17 protein-coding genes are annotated in these 17,954 nt (G+C 66.7%); 6 read left to right on the forward strand and 11 right to left on the reverse strand.

Annotation, left to right across the window (positions count from 1 at the left end; genetic code table 11):
- Positions 1 to 269: 269 nt before the first annotated feature.
- Positions 270 to 1,019 carry a Nif3-like dinuclear metal center hexameric protein gene (locus G333_RS0101395; RefSeq protein ID WP_018952167.1) on the reverse strand — a complete coding sequence of 250 codons (750 nt, stop codon included), beginning with the start codon at positions 1,017 to 1,019 and terminating at the stop codon, positions 270 to 272.
- Between the two features lie 42 nt (positions 1,020 to 1,061).
- Here G333_RS0101395 and G333_RS0101400 point away from each other — a divergent pair, with 42 nt between their 5' ends.
- Entirely contained in the window at positions 1,062 to 2,183 is a 1,122-nt protein-coding gene (locus G333_RS0101400) for a S1C family serine protease (RefSeq protein ID WP_018952168.1), read from the forward strand.
- A 23-nt stretch (positions 2,184 to 2,206) separates the two neighbouring features.
- On the opposite strand, the gene G333_RS0101405 is transcribed toward G333_RS0101400, so the two are convergent.
- The 5 genes from G333_RS0101405 to G333_RS15135 form a co-directional block, all read right to left on the reverse strand.
- Positions 2,207 to 3,115: a CopD family protein gene (locus tag G333_RS0101405; RefSeq protein WP_019627456.1), complete on the reverse strand. Its 909-nt coding sequence runs from the start codon at positions 3,113 to 3,115 to the stop codon at positions 2,207 to 2,209.
- A gap of 3 nt (positions 3,116 to 3,118) precedes the next feature.
- Entirely contained in the window at positions 3,119 to 3,490 is a 372-nt protein-coding gene (locus G333_RS0101410) for a copper resistance CopC family protein (protein WP_019627457.1), read from the reverse strand.
- Positions 3,491 to 3,596: 106 nt separating this feature from the next.
- Positions 3,597 to 4,997: a multicopper oxidase family protein gene (locus G333_RS0101415; RefSeq protein WP_018938181.1), complete on the reverse strand. Its 1,401-nt coding sequence runs from the start codon at positions 4,995 to 4,997 to the stop codon at positions 3,597 to 3,599.
- The gene (locus G333_RS0101420; RefSeq protein ID WP_019627458.1) at positions 4,997 to 6,664 is read right to left on the reverse strand and encodes a TolC family protein; all 1,668 of its coding nucleotides are present in this window, start codon (positions 6,662 to 6,664) and stop codon (positions 4,997 to 4,999) included. Before G333_RS0101420 ends, G333_RS0101415 begins: the two co-directional genes overlap by 1 nt.
- Positions 6,665 to 6,812: 148 nt before the next feature.
- Entirely contained in the window at positions 6,813 to 7,193 is a 381-nt protein-coding gene (locus G333_RS15135) for a hypothetical protein (protein WP_369772992.1), read from the reverse strand.
- Here G333_RS15135 and G333_RS15350 point away from each other — a divergent pair.
- A complete protein-coding gene (locus G333_RS15350; protein ID WP_338065499.1) occupies positions 7,083 to 7,325 on the forward strand; it encodes a hypothetical protein in 243 nt (80 codons plus the stop codon). The genes G333_RS15135 and G333_RS15350 overlap by 111 nt on opposite strands.
- Before the next feature lie 127 nt (positions 7,326 to 7,452).
- On the opposite strand, the gene pepN is transcribed toward G333_RS15350, so the two are convergent.
- Positions 7,453 to 10,089: an aminopeptidase N gene (gene pepN, locus G333_RS0101430; RefSeq protein ID WP_018938183.1), complete on the reverse strand. Its 2,637-nt coding sequence runs from the start codon at positions 10,087 to 10,089 to the stop codon at positions 7,453 to 7,455.
- A gap of 264 nt (positions 10,090 to 10,353) precedes the next feature.
- Here pepN and G333_RS0101435 point away from each other — a divergent pair, with 264 nt between their 5' ends.
- The 3 genes from G333_RS0101435 to G333_RS0101445 all read left to right on the forward strand — a co-directional run bounded on the left by G333_RS0101435 (position 10,354) and on the right by G333_RS0101445 (position 13,112).
- Positions 10,354 to 11,175: a TatD family hydrolase gene (locus G333_RS0101435; protein WP_018938184.1), complete on the forward strand. Its 822-nt coding sequence runs from the start codon at positions 10,354 to 10,356 to the stop codon at positions 11,173 to 11,175.
- 93 nt (positions 11,176 to 11,268) lie between these two features.
- Complete coding sequence (rhuM, locus tag G333_RS0101440) at positions 11,269 to 12,282, forward strand: RhuM family protein (protein ID WP_018144494.1); 1,014 nt, start codon at positions 11,269 to 11,271, stop codon at positions 12,280 to 12,282.
- 59 nt (positions 12,283 to 12,341) lie between these two features.
- On the forward strand, positions 12,342 to 13,112 hold the full coding sequence (locus tag G333_RS0101445) for an SDR family oxidoreductase (RefSeq protein WP_018938185.1): 771 nt from the start codon (positions 12,342 to 12,344) through the stop codon (positions 13,110 to 13,112).
- Between the two features lie 79 nt (positions 13,113 to 13,191).
- On the opposite strand, the gene G333_RS0101450 is transcribed toward G333_RS0101445, so the two are convergent.
- Together G333_RS0101450 and G333_RS0101455 are read right to left on the reverse strand one after the other, a co-directional pair.
- Positions 13,192 to 13,743 carry a hypothetical protein gene (locus tag G333_RS0101450; protein WP_019627459.1) on the reverse strand — a complete coding sequence of 184 codons (552 nt, stop codon included), beginning with the start codon at positions 13,741 to 13,743 and terminating at the stop codon, positions 13,192 to 13,194.
- Entirely contained in the window at positions 13,743 to 14,300 is a 558-nt protein-coding gene (locus G333_RS0101455; protein ID WP_231373002.1) for a hypothetical protein, read from the reverse strand. The genes G333_RS0101450 and G333_RS0101455 overlap by 1 nt, the downstream gene beginning before the upstream one ends.
- Positions 14,301 to 14,662: 362 nt before the next feature.
- On the opposite strand from G333_RS0101455, the gene G333_RS0101460 reads away from it, so the two are divergent.
- Complete coding sequence (locus G333_RS0101460) at positions 14,663 to 15,205, forward strand: glycine cleavage system protein R (RefSeq protein ID WP_018952148.1); 543 nt, start codon at positions 14,663 to 14,665, stop codon at positions 15,203 to 15,205.
- Positions 15,206 to 15,264: 59 nt separating this feature from the next.
- On the opposite strand, the gene G333_RS0101465 is transcribed toward G333_RS0101460, so the two are convergent.
- Positions 15,265 to 16,749, reverse strand: a complete 1,485-nt coding sequence (locus tag G333_RS0101465; protein ID WP_019627460.1) for a RimK family alpha-L-glutamate ligase — start codon at positions 16,747 to 16,749, stop codon at positions 15,265 to 15,267.
- Positions 16,742 to 17,908 (reverse strand): GNAT family N-acetyltransferase/peptidase C39 family protein, encoded by a 1,167-nt coding sequence (locus G333_RS0101470; RefSeq protein ID WP_019627461.1) that lies wholly within the window; start codon positions 17,906 to 17,908, stop codon positions 16,742 to 16,744. Before G333_RS0101470 ends, G333_RS0101465 begins: the two co-directional genes overlap by 8 nt.
- Positions 17,909 to 17,954: the final 46 nt, after the last annotated feature.

The raw sequence follows: 17,954 nt of genomic DNA on the forward strand, positions 1-17,954 counted from the left end.
AAGGAGGGCGCGGCTGGCACGCGAAGGGGCTTGCCGCACGCGCGAATACCCATCTGGGCGGGCTGTAAAATGCGATAGAATTCCCGAACACGCTAATAAGGTCAAGTAGATTGCCGCCTTAAGACCGAGCATTGCACTCGGTCTCACGCCCCCGAAAACCTTATAAGCAGTTGATTATAAATTTGCTTGTTCCGGGCGCTGCCAACGCCCCGAAACCGCACATTCTGCACCACAATCTCGCAGCGCGCGGCCCGTGAGGGCGACATCGCTCAGGCGGGATTGTCGATCTCGATGAACTCGTGTTCGAGGCCGAAACGCTCCCTGCACCACTGCCCCAGGGCCTGGGCCCCGTAACGCTCGGTCGCATGGTGTCCGGCGGCGAAGTAATGCACCCCAAGCTCGCGCGCCTCGTGGGTGGTCTGTTCCGAGATCTCGCCACTGACATAGGCATCCACCCCCAGGGCCGCCGCCTCGGTCAGTAGCGACTGCGCCCCGCCGGTACACCATGCGATGCGCCGGATCGGGTGATCACCGGCCTCCACGCAAAGGGCCTCGCGTCCCAGCACGTTGCTGATGTGCGCCTGCATATCCGGCGCCGATAGCGGTTGGGCGGGGGTTCCGATCTGGCCGACACCGTCCTCGCGCAGTACGCCGTCGATCGCGAACCCCAGGCGTCCCGCCAGCTGGGTATTGTTGCCGAGTGCCGGGTGGGCATCCAGCGGCAGATGGTAAGCCACCAGATTGATGTCGTGCGCGAGCAACTGCCGCAAGCGCTCCCGCTTCATGCCGGTCACCTCCTGCGGCTCGCCCTTCCAGAAGTAGCCATGGTGCACCAGGATCAGGTCGGCCCCGGTCTCCACGGCCGCCTCCACCAGCGCCAGCGACGCGGTCACCCCGCTGACGATCCGGTGGATCTCGCGCCGTCCCTCGACCTGCAGCCCGTTTGGACAGTAGTCGCGGAAGCGCTCCGGTTCGAGTTCCGCATTGAGTGCCTGCATCAGTTCGTCGCGATCGACCACGGCGGGATCCCCTGTTGAGCGATGATTCGGTATATTCGGCATATGGTGAATTTCTCCCGCTTCCTGCTGCAAGCTGCGCTGACCGGTATCGCCCTGGCGGTGGTGATCGCAGTGTTCTTCCCCGAGATCCTCGGCCGCGGCGACCCAGGTGCCGAGCTGCGGGTCGCCGAGCCGGTGGCTGCGCCTGCCGCAACCGGCGCGCCAGCCAGCTATGCCGACGGCGTGCGCCGCGCCGCACCCGCGGTGGTCAACATCATGACCTCGCGCACCATCGATCGCCCGTCCGGCTTCGGCCTGCACGAGTTCTTTGGCCAGCAACTGCCACCGGGCGAACAGGAACAGTCCAGCCTCGGCTCCGGGGTCATCATGACCGATCAGGGGCACGTGCTCACCAATCACCACGTGATCGAGGAGGCCGATGCCATCGCCATCGTGCTGCCCGGCGGCGAGGCCCATCCCGCGGAGATCATCGGCATCGACGCGGACACCGACCTCGCCGTGCTGCGCGTGCGGGTGCCGGATCTGGCCGTGGCCACGGTGGGTCACTCCAGCGACCTGCAGGTGGGTGACGTGGTCCTGGCCATTGGCAATCCGTTCGGGGTCGGCCAGACCGTGACCCAGGGCATTGTCTCCGCCACCGGACGCAACCAGCTTGGCATCAACACCTTCGAGGACTTCATTCAGACCGACGCGGCCATCAACCCGGGCAATTCAGGCGGCGCGCTGATCAATGCCCGCGGCGAGGTCATCGGCATTAACACGGCGATCTTCTCGCGCTCCGGCGGCTCCCACGGCATCGGCTTCGCGATCCCCGTGGACCTGGCGCGCAGCGTGATGACCGACATCATCGAACAGGGCTTTGTCGCCCGCGGCTGGCTGGGGATCGAGGTCCAGGCGATGAACCGCGAACTGGCCGAATCCTTCGGCCTGGATGCCCCGCGCGGCGTACTGGTGGCGGGCATCCTGCGCGAAGGCCCTGCCGAAGACGCCGGCATCCGCCCGGGGGACGTCATCACCCACCTCGACGACAGCAGCGTGAACACCCCGCGCGAGGCCCTCAACGCGATCGCCCGCACCGCGCCGGGCGCAACCCTGGACATCCGCATCCAGCGTGAGGGCGAGGACATCGAACTCTCGGCGACTGTCGTCCAGCGCCCGATCTAGGCAACACCCACCCGGGGTCTTTCTCAGCCGTTGGCCGGCGAGCTGACCGTGGTCAGTACCGCGGTCAGCAGCAGGATCAACGCCACCAGGGCACCCTCCAGCGCAATGCTGCGCCGCAGACGCCGCGGTGCTCCCGCTTCGCCGCGCTCGAAGGCCGGTACCAGCCGCCACTTGTTCGCGGCCGCCAGCAGCAGGAGCAGTGCGACGATCAGCACCTTGCCGATCAGGAACTGGCCATAGCCGGTGGTCAGCAACGGCGTGATGCCACCCAGCAACCACCAGGCGAGAACCACCCCCGCCAACACCAGCAATCCGACCCCAACCATCGCGACCTGCCCGAAACGGGCCAGGATGCGCGCGGCATCCGCACCCTCGGGAGGATGCCCGGCCAGCCGGTACAGTGGCGCCAGCGACGCAACCCAGAAGGCGGCTGCCAGCAGATGCACGATCAGCAAACCGGCCAACAGAACACGAGGCTCATCCACGGTATGGCCCACCTGCACGAAGGCGAACATCACCAACAGCACCCCGGCCAGGCTCAGGCCATAGCCCACCCCTGGCAGACGCCGGGCATCCAGCAGGATCGCCTGAACCAGTAACAACCCGGTTACCGCGAGGATCAGCCGAGTCCCCTGCGCGCCCTCGAACACCATGCGGAGCAGCATCGGATCCATCGCGGAGGCGACGTTGCCACCCCCGAGGTACCCGGCCTGCAACGGCCACTGCAACATGGCCAGGGCGATTGCCACCCAGGCCGCGACCGCCCCCATCCGGGCGAGCACCCGGCGATCCGGATCGGGCAGATCCGGAAACGCCAAGCGAAAAAGCACCGCCCCGGTCGCCAGCAGGGCCCCAAGGTAGAGCCCGGCCGTCACGAGGATCATCGCGACGGTCCAGGCCTCCACCCCGGCGAGTGCCGACATCCAGGCCATGAATCAGTCCTCCACCGTGAAGCGGAAGCCATCGGACATCATGTGCCCGTCGCGCGCCAGACCGCGCCAGCGCACCTGATAGCTACCGGCCGGAAGCGGCTCCGCAGGCTCCACGAAGTAGCGCTCGGTCGGCTCGTTGCCCGGCCGATTCGCCATCCTCACACGGCCGTTGGGGCCGGTCACGTCGAACTGAGTAATGCGCATCGCGCCATCGAACTCGATGCCGATCGCCTCCGGCGAGCCCTGCACGGTGGCGCCGTCCTCCGGCATGCTGCCCAAATCGCCCTCATGGGCCAGCAACGGCATGGCCAGGGCCAGCAGCAGGGCCGCCAGGGCGGCTCGGGTGGTGTTGTGAATCGCATTCTTGGTCTGCATGTCGTGTCCTCTTGCTGTTTAGCCGTGTGGCAAACGTTGTTTGAAACAGGTGTGGGTAACACGGAGGGTCCGACTGGACCCTCCGGCCGGTTTTCCATACCGGAGACTAGTGGTCGTGACCTCCATGCCCCCCGTGACCACCATGGCCGTTCGCGTCGCGGCTGGGGGTCGGCAGCGCATCCGAGCCCTCGCCGGCCAGCTTGCCGCGGCGAACCGGATTGCCGAAGTCCGGGTCATCGCTGACCATCCAGGCGACCTCGCCCTCCGGATGCCAGTACCAGCCCGGGTCACGGAAGTCGCCCGGCTCCAGGTCGTCACGGACCTTGATCAGGGTGAACATCCCGCCCATACCGATGCTGCCGAAGGGCCCCTGTCCCATGGCCATCGCCAGGGTGTTCTCCGGGCCGGTCATGTGACCACTGTCGGTATGCTCCTGATGATCGGCCATGCCGTGCTCGCCCATCGCCATGTAACCGGGGAGGATCGAGCGGATCTCCTCCTCGATACCGGACTGATCCACGCCTAGCGGGTTGGCAATGCCGTGGCCCATCGGGTTCATGGTGTGATGCGACATGTGGCAGTGGAACGCCCAGTCGCCCGGCGGTGCGACGAACTCGATATCGCGGGTCTGGCCGACCGCCACGATCTCGGTGGTCTCCTTGCGCCACTGGTTGCGTGGCCAGCGCCCGCCATCGGAGCCGGTCACCTCGAACGACACCCCGTGCACGTGCATCGGGTGGTTCCACATCGACAGGTTGCCCATGCGGATACGCACCCGCTCGCCGGTCTTCGCCACCAGCGAGTCGATGGCCGGGAACACCTTGGAGTTCATCGACCACAGGTCGAAGTCCACCATGATCGACGGATCCGGCGTGCGCGTACCGGGATGCAGGCCCCAGTTGTGCAACAGGATCGCGTAGTCGCGGTCCACCGGCTCGATCTCGCCATCCTTCGGGTGGATGATGAACATCCCCATCATCCCCATCGCCATCTGCACCATCTCGTCGGCATGCGGGTGGTACATGTGCGTGCCGTGCTGGTTCAACTCGAACTCGTAGACGAAGGTCTCGCCCGGGTGGATCGGCGGCTGGGTCACGCCCTTCACCCCGTCCATGCCCGAGGGCAGGTGGATGCCGTGCCAGTGCACCGAGGTGTACTCGGGCAGCCGGTTGGTCACGTAGATGCGGACACGATCGCCCTCCACCGCCTCGATGGTCGGCCCGGGGGTGGTGCCGTTGTAGCCCCAGCACTTGGCCACCGAACCGGGCGCGAACTCGTGCTCGATCTCCTCGGCCACCAGGTGAAACTCCTTCACCCCGTCGTTCATCGTGTAGGGCAGGGTCCAGCCATTAGGCGTGTGCACCGGCATGTAGCCCTGCTCGGTGCGTTCGCCCGGCGTGTGATCGCCCTCGTTGTGGTGCTCATGACCCGTTTCGGCCATCACCCGGGTCAGGGTGGTCGCCGGCAGCAGGGCGCTGGCGGCAATCAGAAAGTTACGTCGCTTCATCAGTGATGCCCTCCATGCCCGTGGTTGGAATGATCGCGATGGTCCTGATCCTGCTGACCGTGGTCATCGTGATCCATGCCCTCGTGGCCTTCGTGGCCCTCGTGGCCTTCATGGCCTTCGTGGCCTTCGTGACCTTCATGACCTTCATGGCCTTCGTGGCCTTGGCCATGATCCATATCGTCATGGGCCCCGTGATCCCCGTGGTCCATACCGGAATGCCCTTCATCGCCGTCGCCATGATCCATGCCTCCATGGCCTCCGTGATCCATGGCACCGTGATCGCCATGCCCCATGGACCCGTGGTCCATGGCCGTCGGCTCGTGCTCCAGCTGGGCGGTCGCGAAGGTTCCGGCGCTACCCGGCTCGCCGCCCGGCAACTCGCCGGCCACGGCATGCGCCAGCGCGGCGCGGGCCTGCCAGTAGTCACCCAGGGCCGCGACAGTCTTCTGCCAGGCGGCCAGCTCTTCCTGCTTGATCGCGAGCAGGTCGAACACGTCGTCGAACATGAAGTTCACGCGTTCCTGGAGCCGCTCGGTCGCCAACTCGCGAGCCGGCAGCAGGTCGTCCTGCAGCACGCCGAAACGGTTGCGGTGGTGGGCCAGGCGCTCGAAGTGCTGGTGCACATCATTGGTGACCGCCTGCACCAGCGACTCGCGCCGCGCCTCGCCGTCCGCCAGCCGGGCCTCGGCGCGGCCAATACCGGCCTGGTTCTGGTTGAAGATGGGCAGCGTGAACGAGATGCCCCCACCCCACAGGCGGGTCCCGTCACCCTCACGCTCGAACTCCAGCCCCGGTTCGATATCCCCCATCCAGCGGTAACGCCGCACTAGGGCCACGCCCTCGGTCAGCCCATCCAGGGCATGATCCAGGGCGCGCAGATCCAGGCGCTGTTCCAGCGCCTGGTCCACCAGGGCCTGACGCTCCTCGACCTCTGCCAGCGGCAGCGGCAGCTCTTTCGGAAGCTCCCAGTCATCGACCTCGCCAGGCAGCCCCATCAAATGCGCCAGACGCAGCCGCGCCTCGCGCTCGCGCTGGCGGGCATCCTCGAGCTTAAGCCGTGACTCGGCCGCCCGGATGCGCAGGTGGGCGCGCTGCAGGTCCGAGATATTGCCGGCGTCATAGAAGCGCTCGCCCAAACGTGCGCCCAGATCCGCGGCCCGGCTCTCCAGGCGTTGCACCTCGGCACGCTGGCGCGCGGCCACCGCGTCATACCAGGCGCGTTCGGTGTCACTGGCCAACGCGACCATCCCCTCGGCCAGTTGCAGACGGGTGGATTCCCAGTGAGACCGCGCCATCTCCTGGCGCGAGCCGCGCATCAGCAGCCCGGAGATCCCCCAGGCCAGGCCAACGCCGTACTCGTTGCCACCGCCACCCTCGGGGCGCATGACCGACAGCGACAGCGATGGATTGGAAAACTGGGAGGCCTCGACCACGTCGGCCGCAGTCAGATCCAGCTTGGCATAAGCCTGCTGCATGCGCGGGTTGCGCCAGATGGCCTGGTGAATGGCCTCGTCGAGCGTCAGCTCGCCGGAGGGTCGGGGCATCTCCGACTCGGGCAGGTCGATCCCCTGCACCGAGAGGTCCTCCATCAGATCGGACCGGTCCAGCTCGGGCGCGGTAACCGCACAACCGGCGAGAAACAGTACCGACACCACGGGGAGCAGCAATCGGGTTGCTCGCATCGTGAAAATCTCCTTGATTCCGTACTCGATTCCGAACCGCGCGCAAGCGCACGACACGGCCATACTGCCCGCTGCCGGGGGGCACCCAGGCAGCACACGGGCAGGAACCGGCCAAACGGCCGGCATTACGGGATCAGGAGAGGATTGGAGGGCGGTGCAACGCGGCCGTGGAAGGACCACTCTGGAAGGAATGCAGGCTTGCGCCCGGCGCTTCAGTCGCCACGACACTCATGCCGGTGATGGACGGCATGCCCTGACAGTGGCTACAGGCGGCACATGCAGCCAGACAAGCCGCATCCACGCAATCGGCATGTGCAAGCAGCTCGCTGGCCTGGGAATGTCCCGACGAAGACGCATGGTCCGAACCATGATGAGGCGACGCGGCGTGGCCCGCCCGGTCACCATGCGCATGGTGAACATGGGCAGCGTCGTGCCCGTGATCGTGGGCCCCGTGCTCGGCGTCGCCCTTGGACTGGGCACTATGCATCGTGTGCCCGGCGTGACCGTCTTCCATACCCACGGCCGCGGCCAGCGCCGGCAGGCCGGCAATCGCCAGCACCAGCATCCAGCACAGCAGTCGGTAGAAGACTCGCTTCACGTCGGTCCGAACCTCGTCTCGAGGGGCGTCGCGCCCCCTATAACCTGACATCAACCTACCACAACCCACAGCCCCCGTAGGTAGCGTGCTTGCACGCGAAGCCCCAGCCAAAGCCGGACGCGGGCAGGGGCTTCGCGTGCAAGCACGCTCCTGCATTCACCCCCAACGCGATCGGCTACGGGGCCAGCGCGCGTTCGATCACGTCGCGCAGGTCGCGCGAGAGTTCGAGTGCGGCCAGACGCTCGAGTTCCGCTCGCATCAATTCACTGCGCACGGTGTCGACCTTGCGCCAGCGGGTCAGCGGCTGGGCCAGGCGTGCGGCGGTCTGCGGGTTCATCGCGTCCAGCTTCTCGACGAAGCCGCCCATGCGGCGGTAGCCCTCGCCGTCGTCCTGGTGGAAGTGGCGTTCGTTGCGCGCCATGAACGGCCCCAGCACCGCGCGCACGCGGTTCGGGTTGGTCCAGCGAAAGCCGGGGTGCTCAAGCAGCGCGTCCAGGCGCTCGAAACCGCCGGCGACCTGGCTGCCCGCCTGCAGCCCGAAGTACTTGTCCAGCACCAGCGGGTCGTCGCGGTAGCGCTTTTCGAAGTCCGCCAGCAGCACCTGGCGCGCCTCGTGGTCCAGCTCGTTGACCGCGTTCAGTGCGCCCATGCGCATGGTCTGGCTGCGGGCCTTCTGGTACTGCGCCAGGGCCTCCGGCACCGCGGCCTGGTCGCGCGCGGCGACGCGCAGCGCCAGCAGCCGGTTGCGCAGCTGGCGCCGGCCCATGGCCTCGGCGGTGAACGCACCGTTGTCGACGTCATCCAGCTTCGGCTGGATCTGCTGCATCGCCTCGGTCAGCGGCATGTACAGGCGCTTCTCCAGGTCGTCGCGCTCGTTGCGCAGGCGCACCGGATCCACGCGCTCGAACAGCTCGGCCAGCTCGCGGGTCGGCGGCAGCTGCAGGATGGTCGCCAGCAGCACCGGCTCGATCGCCTCGTCGCGCAACAGCGCTGCCAGGGCATGCTCGATCGCCGCCTCCAGCGCGGTATCGGCCGCATCGTGCTCGATGCGTGACCGGATCGCGCGGCGGAACAGCGTCTGCGCCGCCTCCCAGCGGGCGAAGGCGTCGTCGTCATAGGCCAGCAGGTGGGCCAGCTCGTCCACGCCCTGGTTGGCGTTCAGGATCACCGGGGCGGAGAAGCCGCGCAGCCAGGAGATCGCGGCTGGCGAGTCGGACAACTCTTCGAAACGGAAGGTCTGCTCGCCCTCGCTGAGCTCCAGCACCCACTCGTCCTGCACCTCGCCACCCTTCTGGTGGGCCGTGATGCGCCGTCCTTCGGCATCCAGAAAGGCCACCCGCATCGGGATCACCACAGGCTCCTTGTGCTCCTGCCCAGGAGTTGGCGGCGTCTCCTGCGTGAGCGTGATGCGCGCCTGGCCACCGGGGCCGTCAAACGACGTCGCGGCCGTGACCCGCGGGGTGCCGGCCTGGGTGTACCAGCGCTTGAATGGCGTCAGGTTGCGCCCACTGACCTCGGCCATCACCGCCACGAAGTCGTCAGTGGTCACCGCCTGACCGTCGAAGCGCTCGAAATAGACATCCAGCCCACGGCGGAAGGTCTCGCGCCCGATCAGGGTGCGCAGCATGCGAATCAGTTCCGCGCCCTTTTCGTACACCGTCAGGGTGTAGAAGTTGTTGATCTCGGCGTAGTGGTCCGGACGCACCGGGTGCGCCAGCGGGCCGGCGTCCTCCGGGAACTGGAAGGCGCGCAGCATGGCCACGTCGTCGATGCGCTTCACGCCAAACAGGGTGCAGTCGGTGGTGAACTCCTGGTCACGAAAGACCGTGAGCCCCTCCTTCAGCGACAGCTGGAACCAGTCGCGGCAGGTCACGCGGTTGCCCGACCAGTTGTGGAAGTACTCGTGGGCGATCACCGACTCGATGGCGACGAAGTCGTCGTCGGTGGCGGTGTCGGGGCTGGCCAGCACGTACTTGGCGTTGAACAGGTTCAACCCCTTGTTCTCCATCGCCCCCATGTTGAAGTCGTCCACCGCGACGATCATGTACACATCCAGATCGTATTCGCGGCCGAAGGCCTCCTCATCAAAGCGCATCGCGCGCTTCAGCGAGGCCAGCGCGTGATCGCAGCGATCGGCGTTGTGTGCCTCCACGTACAGCTCGAGCTGAACCTCGCGCCCGGACATCGTGGTGAAGGTGTCGCGCTGGCAGGCCAGATCCCCCGCGACCAGCGCGAACAGGTACGACGGCTTGAGGAACGGGTCCTCCCACACGGCGTAATGCCGGCCACCGTCCAGTTCGCCGGCCTCGACGCGGTTGCCGTTGGCCAGCAGCACCGGGTACTGCGCCCGATCCGCCTCCAGGCGCACGCGGTAGGTGGTCAGCACATCCGGGCGATCGGGGAAAAACGTGATGCGGCGAAAGCCCTCCGGCTCGCACTGGGTGCAGAGGTTGCCGCTGGAGGCGTACAAGCCCTCCAGCGCGGTGTTCTGATCCGGGTGGCAGCGGCTGACAATCTCCAGCCGCGCGGCCTCCGGCAGGCTATGGAGCAGCAAGCCCTCGGCGTCCTGTTCCAGCAAACCCTCGGCCGGCTTGGCGCCGTCCACCGTGAACGAGACCAGTTCCACGCCATCGCCATACATGCGCAGCGGCGCATCCGGCTCCACCGCCTCCGGGTTGCGCCGCACCGCCATGCGCGTCGTCACCTCGGTGGCTGCTGCCGCCAGATCAAAGTCCAGCTCCAGGCTCTCCACCACAAACGCCGGCGGCTGATAGTCGTTCAGATAAACCGCCAGGGGGCTCGCATCACGCATTCCAAACTCCAAATCAAAAGCACTGCACAAGGTTTAACACGCCGGCGCGGCCTCAGCCCCAAACCCGGACCACCACCCCGTCATTGCGAGGCGCCGAAGGCGCCGCGGCAATCTCCCAAAACTGGCAGAGCGATCGGCCCGCCCTTCGGGCCGGCCTGCGGCCGTTCAACGCGCTTCGAGCTTTTTTGCCACGGCACCGACGGCATCTCGCAATGACAGGCCCGGGAACTGGCACCACGCGTCCAATCCGTTAGCATACCGCGCATGGAATGGATCGATATCTGCTTTAACCTCACCCACGAATCCTTCAACAAGGAACGCGACGAGGTCCTCGAACGCGCCCGCGAGGCCGGTGTCTCCTGGATGCTGATCACCGGCGCCGACGCCCACCAGAGCGAAAAGTGCCTGGAGATCGCCGACCGCTACCCGGACTGCTGCCGCGCCACCCTGGGCGTGCATCCACATCTCGCCAAACAGTGGACCGACGCGATCGCCGCCCGGTTCAGTGACCTCGCCCGCGCGGACGCCAACGTGGTCGCCATGGGCGAGATGGGTCTGGACTACAACCGTGACCACTCGCCGCGGCCGCAGCAGCGCAGCGCCTTCGAGGCCCAGCTGGAACTGGCCGCCGATCTCGGCCTGCCGGTGTTCCTGCACGAACGCGACGCCCACCACGACTTCGCCCAGATCCTGCGCCGCTGGCGCGACAAGCTACCGGCGGCCGTGGTGCACTGCTTCACCGGCGAGGCCGACGCCCTGGCCGAATACCTCGACCTCGACTGCCACATCGGCATCACCGGCTGGGTCTGCGACGAACGCCGCGGCCACCACCTGCACCCGCTGGTCCCGCGCATCCCGCGCGGCCGCCTGATGATCGAGACCGACGCCCCGTACCTGCTGCCGCGCAGCCTGCCCAAGGGCACCGGCAAGAAGATCGGCAACGGCCGCCGCAACGAACCCGCCTTCCTCCCCCACATCGGCGAATACGTGGCCAAACTGCGCGACGAAACCACCGAAGAACTCGCCGCCCACACCACCGCGACCGCCCGAGCCTTCTACAACCTTCCGCCGGCATCAGGCGAGTAATACGGTGAGAGCATCCACCCGGCCAGCTGGTGACAGGAAACACAGCCAGGAACAAGCTATAAAACAGCAACCCCTCAAGGAAGAGGATCCGACATGACCCGGGAAGACGAAACCCCGATCGTCATTTACGAAGATGATGCCGACCACATCGTGGAAGTCCGACTGGACACCGGACGCGATACCGTTTGGTTGACGCAGCGGCAGATGGCCGAGCTCTTTGACACCTCAACCGACAACGTCGGTCTGCATCTCAAGAACATCTACAAAGACGACGAACTCGATGAACCGTCAACTACCGAGGATTCCTCGGTACTTCGACAGGAAGGCGCTCGCCAGGTCTCACGACGCATCAAGCACTACAACCTCGACGCCATCATCTCGGTTGGCTACCGGGTCAACTCCCGCCGTGCTGTGCACTTCCGCCAATGGGCCACCCGCGTGCTGCGCGAACACCTGACCCGGGGCTGGACCCTCAACCGCCAGCGCTTCGAGACCAACGCCCGGGAGCTGGAAGCCGCACTGGAGCTGGTGCGCCGTACCGCCCGCAGCCCGGAACTGGGCGTCGAAGCCGGTCGTGGGCTGGTCGACATCGTCACCCGCTACGCCCAGACCTTCCTGCTGTTGCAGCGCTACGACGAGGGCCTGCTGACCGAGCCCAGGGCCGAGAGTGGGGGCACACTTCCAACACCCGACGAGGCGCGCAGCGCCCTCGCCACGCTAAAGAAAGACCTGGTCGCAAAGAAACAGGCAACCGAACTCTTCGCCCAGGAGCGCGGCGACGGCTTCGAGTCGCTACTGGGCAACCTGGACCAGTCCGTATTCGGCGAACCGGCCTACCCCACGGTCGAGTCCAAGGCGGCGCACCTGCTGTACTTCGTGATCAAGAACCACCCGTTCTCCGACGGCAACAAGCGCAGCGCCGCCTACCTGTTCGTCGACTTCCTGCATCGCAATCACCGTCTCATCAGCCCCGCCGGCGAGCCCGTGATCAACGATGTAGGCCTGGCCGCCCTGACCCTGCTGGTGGCGGAATCCGACCCCGACAACAAGGAAACGATGATCCGCCTGATCATGAACATGCTCGCGCACGAGACCGAAACCGCATGACTCATGTCGCCCCGCCTATCGCGCCAGCCGTGGGCAGCAAGGCTCACCCGTGACCTTGAATGTCTGAGCACACGCCCCGTCAAAGTCATTCTCGGGTCGCGCTGGTCACCGGCGCGGCGCGCGGCATCGGCCTCGGCATCGCCGAGCGCCTGGTGCAGGATGGCTGGAAGGTCGTGCTGGCCGATATCGATGGCCCCGAATGCAAACAGGCGGCCACGCGCCTGGGCCGCGCCGCCCGGGCCATGACCCTGGATGTCCGCAACGAGGATCAGGTACGCGCAGTGATCTGCCGCACGGATGAATGGCACAGCGGCCTCGATGCCCTCGTCAACAACGCCGGCATCAGCGACCCGCACTCCGGCCCCCTGGAAGAACTGGAGCTCGTCGACTGGCAGCGCTGGCTGGACACCAACCTGACCGGTGCCTTCCTGCTCGCCAAGCACGCCCTGTCCCTGCTGCGTCGCCGCCATGGGGCCATCGTGAACATCAGCTCCACCCGCGCCCTGCAGTCGGAACCGGATACCGAGGCCTACGCCGCCAGCAAGGGCGGCCTCGACGCCTTCACCCACGCCCTGGCCATCAGCGCCGGGCCGGACGTCCGCGTGAACGCCATCCGCCCCGGCTGGATCGACGCCCGCAGTCCCGACCATCAACAGGCCGAGCCCCTGTCCGCACAGGACCACGCCCAGCACCCGGCCGGGCGCGTCGGCCAGCCCGCCGACATCGCCGCCCTCACCGTCTTCCTGCTCGGGCCGGACGCCGGCTTCGTCACCGGCCAGATCTGGACCGCCGACGGCGGCATGACCCGCCGCATGATCTACACCGACTGACCGTTTTTTGGGCAGATACACAAACCCTAAGCCCGTAATCGACCTTCCACGCACGCCGTTTCTCCGGGATATTCGGCAATTACCGCGGCCCGACCCCGTTATGCGGCTCGCGCTGGTCTCGAGAGACTTCCACCCGAGTCAGCTCGGACCGCAGGCTGGAAGCGGGTACCTCGAAACGCTCGAGCGAAGCCCCCCAGCGCAGGTGCTCCGCAAAATCCACGTCAGTTAGCCGATAGGCCCGCCCGAATCGTTCGGTCGGCATCACCCGCTCGCCAACCTCAAGCTCGTTATCCAGCACGGCCAGAACCTGCATCAACGCGTCGCTCGTCGCGTCTCGAAATATGTAGCCCTCGCGGAAACCGAAAAGCTGACGGGCCTGCCCCTGGCTGCGCGCTTCCCAGATATCGACCGCCCGATCGACATACGCCCGGCGATGCACCGCATGCTTCGCCCGTTCCTTGGGGTCGGTCATCCCCTCCGCCTTCAGGCGATCCCGCAGCGCTTTCGTCTTCTCGCGGTGCACGAGCAACGTGCTGACCACCCCAAGGTTCTCCCAGTGGTGCCGGCCGATCTGATAGGCCCAGTCGGCAAAATATTTCCACGGATCCTGAATTTCTTGGGTCTTGGCCATCAGTACGTTTCCGGTATCAGGTGTTCCATGTGTTGGAGAAACGCCTCGACGGCCGCAGATGGCCGTACAAAACGCTTCGAGAGGTTCGGGCCGGCAATGGTCCAACGCTTCGGGCGGGGTGGATCAACACAGAGGACGTAGACCGGGTTCTTCCTTGGAGCACCGTTCTTCTTCGACTCATGCAGCCCCACACACCCCCCTTGCGGAATCACATGCCAAGGCGCGCGGGTTAGTCGAGATCCAATCACCAGGCCGGCTTCCTCAATCGCCACTTCCGGCCGCATACGGTCCAGCGGGTGAAGATCCGGGTCGTGCGACTCATCGGGAGACTTGAGCCACCCCGCATCAATGCTATCGAGCCCCAGCATCTGCTCACGTGGCCACAACTCCCCCGTTTTCACGCTCACCACGTCCGAGCGGATGTTCGACCCCCGAAAGCATCGGTGCTGATTGCGCAGAATCGACCACCCCTCCACGTACAGCACCGCGTCTTTCACGAACAGCCTCTTCGCCACCAGGTCCCGCTCGGTGATCGCGCCATGGGCGTCCTGGTACATGAAGCGTAATCGATGATCCCCCACCCACAAGTCCATTTTCGCCTCCGCACGAAACCTCGGCTCTACGCCCGAGCATGACCCGGATGTACGCCAGGGTCCACCTTCGGATTTTGAGTCGCCTTCGAGGATCAGACCTTGCCTTTTCCCTTCCAGAAAAGAACATCGGACTAGACGAGGCAACGATGGATCGATTGTGCATTCAGCGGGCCTGGCGCGCGAACGCTCCTGGCCGAACTTGGGCACCCCACCGTCCGAGCGTTGGAGGATCATTCATTCGGTACGAAACTCCCAGCGGGCGCGTTGCCTCGGGCGGCGAGGGCGCGCAGGATGATGGGTCTGTTTACGATTGGAGGGCTGTGCGTATGAAGACTTCGATCATTTTGACGGTGATTGGGCCGGACCGGCCAGGGCTGGTCAGCGCGGTGGCGGCGCGGGCGCGGGCGGCGGGCGGCAACTGGCTGGAGAGCCGCATGGCGCAGCTGGCCGGTCAGTTCGCCGGGGTCGTGCTGCTGGAGGCCGAGGCGGATGCCGCGGACCAGCTGGAGGCCGCACTGCGCGAGCTGGAGGGGGACGGTCTACAGGTCCAGATCCAGCGCGGGAGTGAGCTTCCGGCACCGCCCTGGCACCGGGTGATGCTCGATCTGGTCGGACACGACCGGCCGGGGATCGTGCAGGACATCACCGCCATCCTCTCGCGCCACGGCGTCAGCGTGGAAACCCTGGATACGGCCTGCAAGCCGGGCTCAATGACCGGCGAACCAATGTTCCACGCGCAGGCGCAGCTCGGCGTCCCCGAGGACCTGGATCTGGACACCCTGCAGGACGCCCTCGAGGCACTGGCCAACGAACTGATGGTCGACCTCGAACTCCACGACCCGCAACACGAGCCGCCCGAGGCAGCCTGACCTGGAATCCGAGCAAGCTGGATCCCCCTCGCCCGTAACGAGCGCGCCGGAAAGCCGCATCAGGGGGCGGCGCGGTGGCGACGAGCGGCGTCGAGGCGGCGGACGAAGTCCTGCATCAGGGTGGTGTAGAGGGCTTCGCCGAGGACCTTGTCCTCGATGCCGGCGTCGAGGTTGGGATTGTCGTTCACCTCGATCACCATCACGCCGCGCGGGGTCTGCTTGAGGTCGACGCCGTAGAGGCCGTCGCCGATCAGGTTGGCGGCCTTGACGGCCGTCTTGACCACCGCGGCGGGCACGTCCGCAAGGGCCTGGGTGCGAAAACCGCCTTCGCGCGGGCCGCCCTTGGCGTCGTGGTTGACGATCTGCCAGTGCTTGCGCGACATCAGGTATTGCGAGCCGTACAGCGGCTGGCGGTTGAGCACGCCGATGCGCCAGTCGAACTCGGTGTAGACGAACTCCTGGGCGAGGATCAGATCGCTCTCCTTGAGCAGGCGCCGGGCGATGGATTCCAGCTCGCCGCGGTCGTTCGCCTTGAATACGCCGCGCGAGAAGCTGCCGTCCGGGATCTTGAGCACCACGGGATAGCCGATCGACTCCTCCGCGCGCAGGATGGTCTCGCGGTTGAGGATCACCGTCTTCGGTGTGGGCACGCGATGAGCGGCCAGGCGCTCGGCCAGGTAGACCTTGTTGGTACAGCGCAGGATGGAGTCGGCATCGTCGACCACCACCATGCCCTCGGCCTCGGCCTTGCGCGCGAAGCGGTAGGTGTAGTGGTCGATCGCGGTGGTCTCGCGGATGAACAGGGCATCGAACTCCGCCAGCCGCGGCAGGTCGCGCGCCTGGATCAGCTCGACATCCATCCCCTGCTCCTGTCCAGCGCGGACGAAGCGCTTGAGCGTCGCCGGCGTGGACGGGGCCAGGGCCTCGTCCAGGTTGTGCAGGATAGCCAGCTCGTAGCGTGCGCTGCGGGCCTCGCGCCGGCGGCGCCAGGGCTTGGAGAGGTAGCGCTCCAGGGCGGCAAAGAAGGCCGGCTCCTGCTCGGGCTCGAGCGCGTTGAGCGCGAACGGGCGCAGGGCTTGGATCTGCCACCGCCCCTGCAGCCGGAACTCCACCCGGAACATCGGCGCGGGGAACAGGGCGAACAGCTGCCCGGCGATCTCCTGCAGCGCCGGCTCGGCGCACTGGCCGAACAGCACGGTCAGTTCCAGCCGTTCCGGCTGCGTGCCCTGGCGGCTGCGCCCCAGTACGCGCGCCACACGTTCATCCAGTTCTTCGGTGTCCAGGCTATAGATCGACTTGCGCGACAGGTCCTGCAGGGTGCGCACGCTGGGGATCACCCGATGCCCGCGCGCCTCCGCCAGCAACGAGCCGTAGTAGCCCGCCGACAGGTAGCGCTGGCTACGGCACAGGTTGATCACCCGCAGGTTGGCCGGGTCGTCGACGGCCGGGCCGCGCAGGTAGTCGTCGATGGCCATCACCGGCAGGTCGGGGAAGTGCGGCTTCCAGTCCGCCCGGCGCTCGACCAGGATGCGATGCTCAGGCATGCGCCACCCCTGGCGTCTTGCGTGGGCCGACGATCACCGCCGCCTGCAACCCCGCGCGCCCATAGCGCGCCATGCGCTCGAAGTCCGCGCGCGCGATCGGCATGTTGACCGAATCCAGCGCGCGCTCGCCCTGCTCGGTATCCACGAACGGGTCGTGCACGTAGACAAAACGCTCGTCGAACCCGGTCACCGTGACCCAGTGCGGGAAGCGTTCGGCATACAGCCGCACGCTGCTGATCAGCACCACCGGCACCCCGCCCTCGGCAGAACGTGCCGCCAGCTGGGCCACGTTCACCGGACCATGCACCACGGGGACCCCGAGCTGCTCCAGCTCCTCGATCATCTCTTCCTGCACCAGCTGCATGACCGCCTTCTTCTCCGCGCTGCGCACCGAATCGGCGAACGCGACGCCGCGATCGCGCACCAGCAGCTCCACCTTGAAGCCGCGATGGGCGGCCGCCAGCGCCAGCCCGTAGGGCCCGCAACCGCCGTGGCCGGAGGTCATGAATATGGTGGTGGCGTCACGCCACAGGCGCAGCTCCAGGCGCCGGTCCAGCTTGAGTTCGGGGTCGATGGCGCGCATCGCCATCATCAGTGCAGCCGGGCCGCAGGTGAACTCCAGCGTCTGTGAGTAGTACGGCGCGCGCACCAGCGCCGGATCGGGGCCGGGCGCCAGCGACTTCTGCAGCCGCAGCGCGTCCATGTGGTCTTCGTAGTAGTCGTCGAGGGTGCCAAAGTCACGGTACCCAAGCCCGCGGAACAGGGCCAGACTGGCGGCATTGTCCCGCCGCACCTCCAGGCGCAGGTCGGTCCGACCGTGCGCCCGCGCCGCGTCCTCCGCGGCCTCCACCAGGCGCCGCCCCAGCCCCTGCCCGCGCGCCCGCGCGCTAACCGCAATCGAGTACAGCCGCGCCAGCGACGTGCCCCGGCTGAACAGCAGCATCACGTAGCCCAGCAGGCCGCTACCGGTCGGGTCCTCCGCCACCAGCGTGGCCGCATGCCCGCGCGTCAACAGGTAACGAAACTGCCGCCGGGAGATACGGTCGATCTCGAACGACGCCTGCTCCAGCGCATCCAGGTCCTCCAGTATCGCCGGACGGATCAGGGGCGTTTCCGTAGCGGGCGCGACCCGTTGCTTGACCTGCTGGCTAACGCTCATCTCCCGGCGGCTGCCCGATCCCCATCGTACTCCACGGCCACGCACG

This window comes from Thioalkalivibrio sp. AKL10 (genome assembly GCF_000381845.1).
Taxonomy (GTDB): Bacteria; Pseudomonadota; Gammaproteobacteria; order Ectothiorhodospirales; family Ectothiorhodospiraceae; genus Thioalkalivibrio; species Thioalkalivibrio versutus.

What these genes read in the sequence shown, in the direction of transcription:
- G333_RS0101400 (WP_018952168.1), top strand. Translation starts at nt 1,062, where the DNA reads ATGGTGAATTTCTCCCGCTTCCTGCTGCAAGCTGCGCTGACCGGTATC.
- G333_RS0101405 (WP_019627456.1), bottom strand. Translation starts at nt 3,115, where the DNA reads ATGGCCTGGATGTCGGCACTCGCCGGGGTGGAGGCCTGGACCGTCGCG.
- G333_RS0101410 (WP_019627457.1), bottom strand. Translation starts at nt 3,490, where the DNA reads ATGCAGACCAAGAATGCGATTCACAACACCACCCGAGCCGCCCTGGCG.
- G333_RS0101415 (WP_018938181.1), bottom strand. Translation starts at nt 4,997, where the DNA reads ATGAAGCGACGTAACTTTCTGATTGCCGCCAGCGCCCTGCTGCCGGCG.
- G333_RS15350 (WP_338065499.1), top strand. Translation starts at nt 7,083, where the DNA reads ATGCGCATGGTGAACATGGGCAGCGTCGTGCCCGTGATCGTGGGCCCC.
- G333_RS15135 (WP_369772992.1), bottom strand. Translation starts at nt 7,193, where the DNA reads ATGGAAGACGGTCACGCCGGGCACACGATGCATAGTGCCCAGTCCAAG.
- pepN (WP_018938183.1), bottom strand. Translation starts at nt 10,089, where the DNA reads ATGCGTGATGCGAGCCCCCTGGCGGTTTATCTGAACGACTATCAGCCG.
- G333_RS0101435 (WP_018938184.1), top strand. Translation starts at nt 10,354, where the DNA reads ATGGAATGGATCGATATCTGCTTTAACCTCACCCACGAATCCTTCAAC.
- rhuM (WP_018144494.1), top strand. Translation starts at nt 11,269, where the DNA reads ATGACCCGGGAAGACGAAACCCCGATCGTCATTTACGAAGATGATGCC.
- G333_RS0101445 (WP_018938185.1), top strand. Translation starts at nt 12,342, where the DNA reads ATGTCTGAGCACACGCCCCGTCAAAGTCATTCTCGGGTCGCGCTGGTC.
- G333_RS0101450 (WP_019627459.1), bottom strand. Translation starts at nt 13,743, where the DNA reads ATGGCCAAGACCCAAGAAATTCAGGATCCGTGGAAATATTTTGCCGAC.
- G333_RS0101455 (WP_231373002.1), bottom strand. Translation starts at nt 14,300, where the DNA reads ATGTACCAGGACGCCCATGGCGCGATCACCGAGCGGGACCTGGTGGCG.
- G333_RS0101460 (WP_018952148.1), top strand. Translation starts at nt 14,663, where the DNA reads ATGAAGACTTCGATCATTTTGACGGTGATTGGGCCGGACCGGCCAGGG.
- G333_RS0101465 (WP_019627460.1), bottom strand. Translation starts at nt 16,749, where the DNA reads ATGCCTGAGCATCGCATCCTGGTCGAGCGCCGGGCGGACTGGAAGCCG.
- G333_RS0101470 (WP_019627461.1), bottom strand. Translation starts at nt 17,908, where the DNA reads ATGAGCGTTAGCCAGCAGGTCAAGCAACGGGTCGCGCCCGCTACGGAA.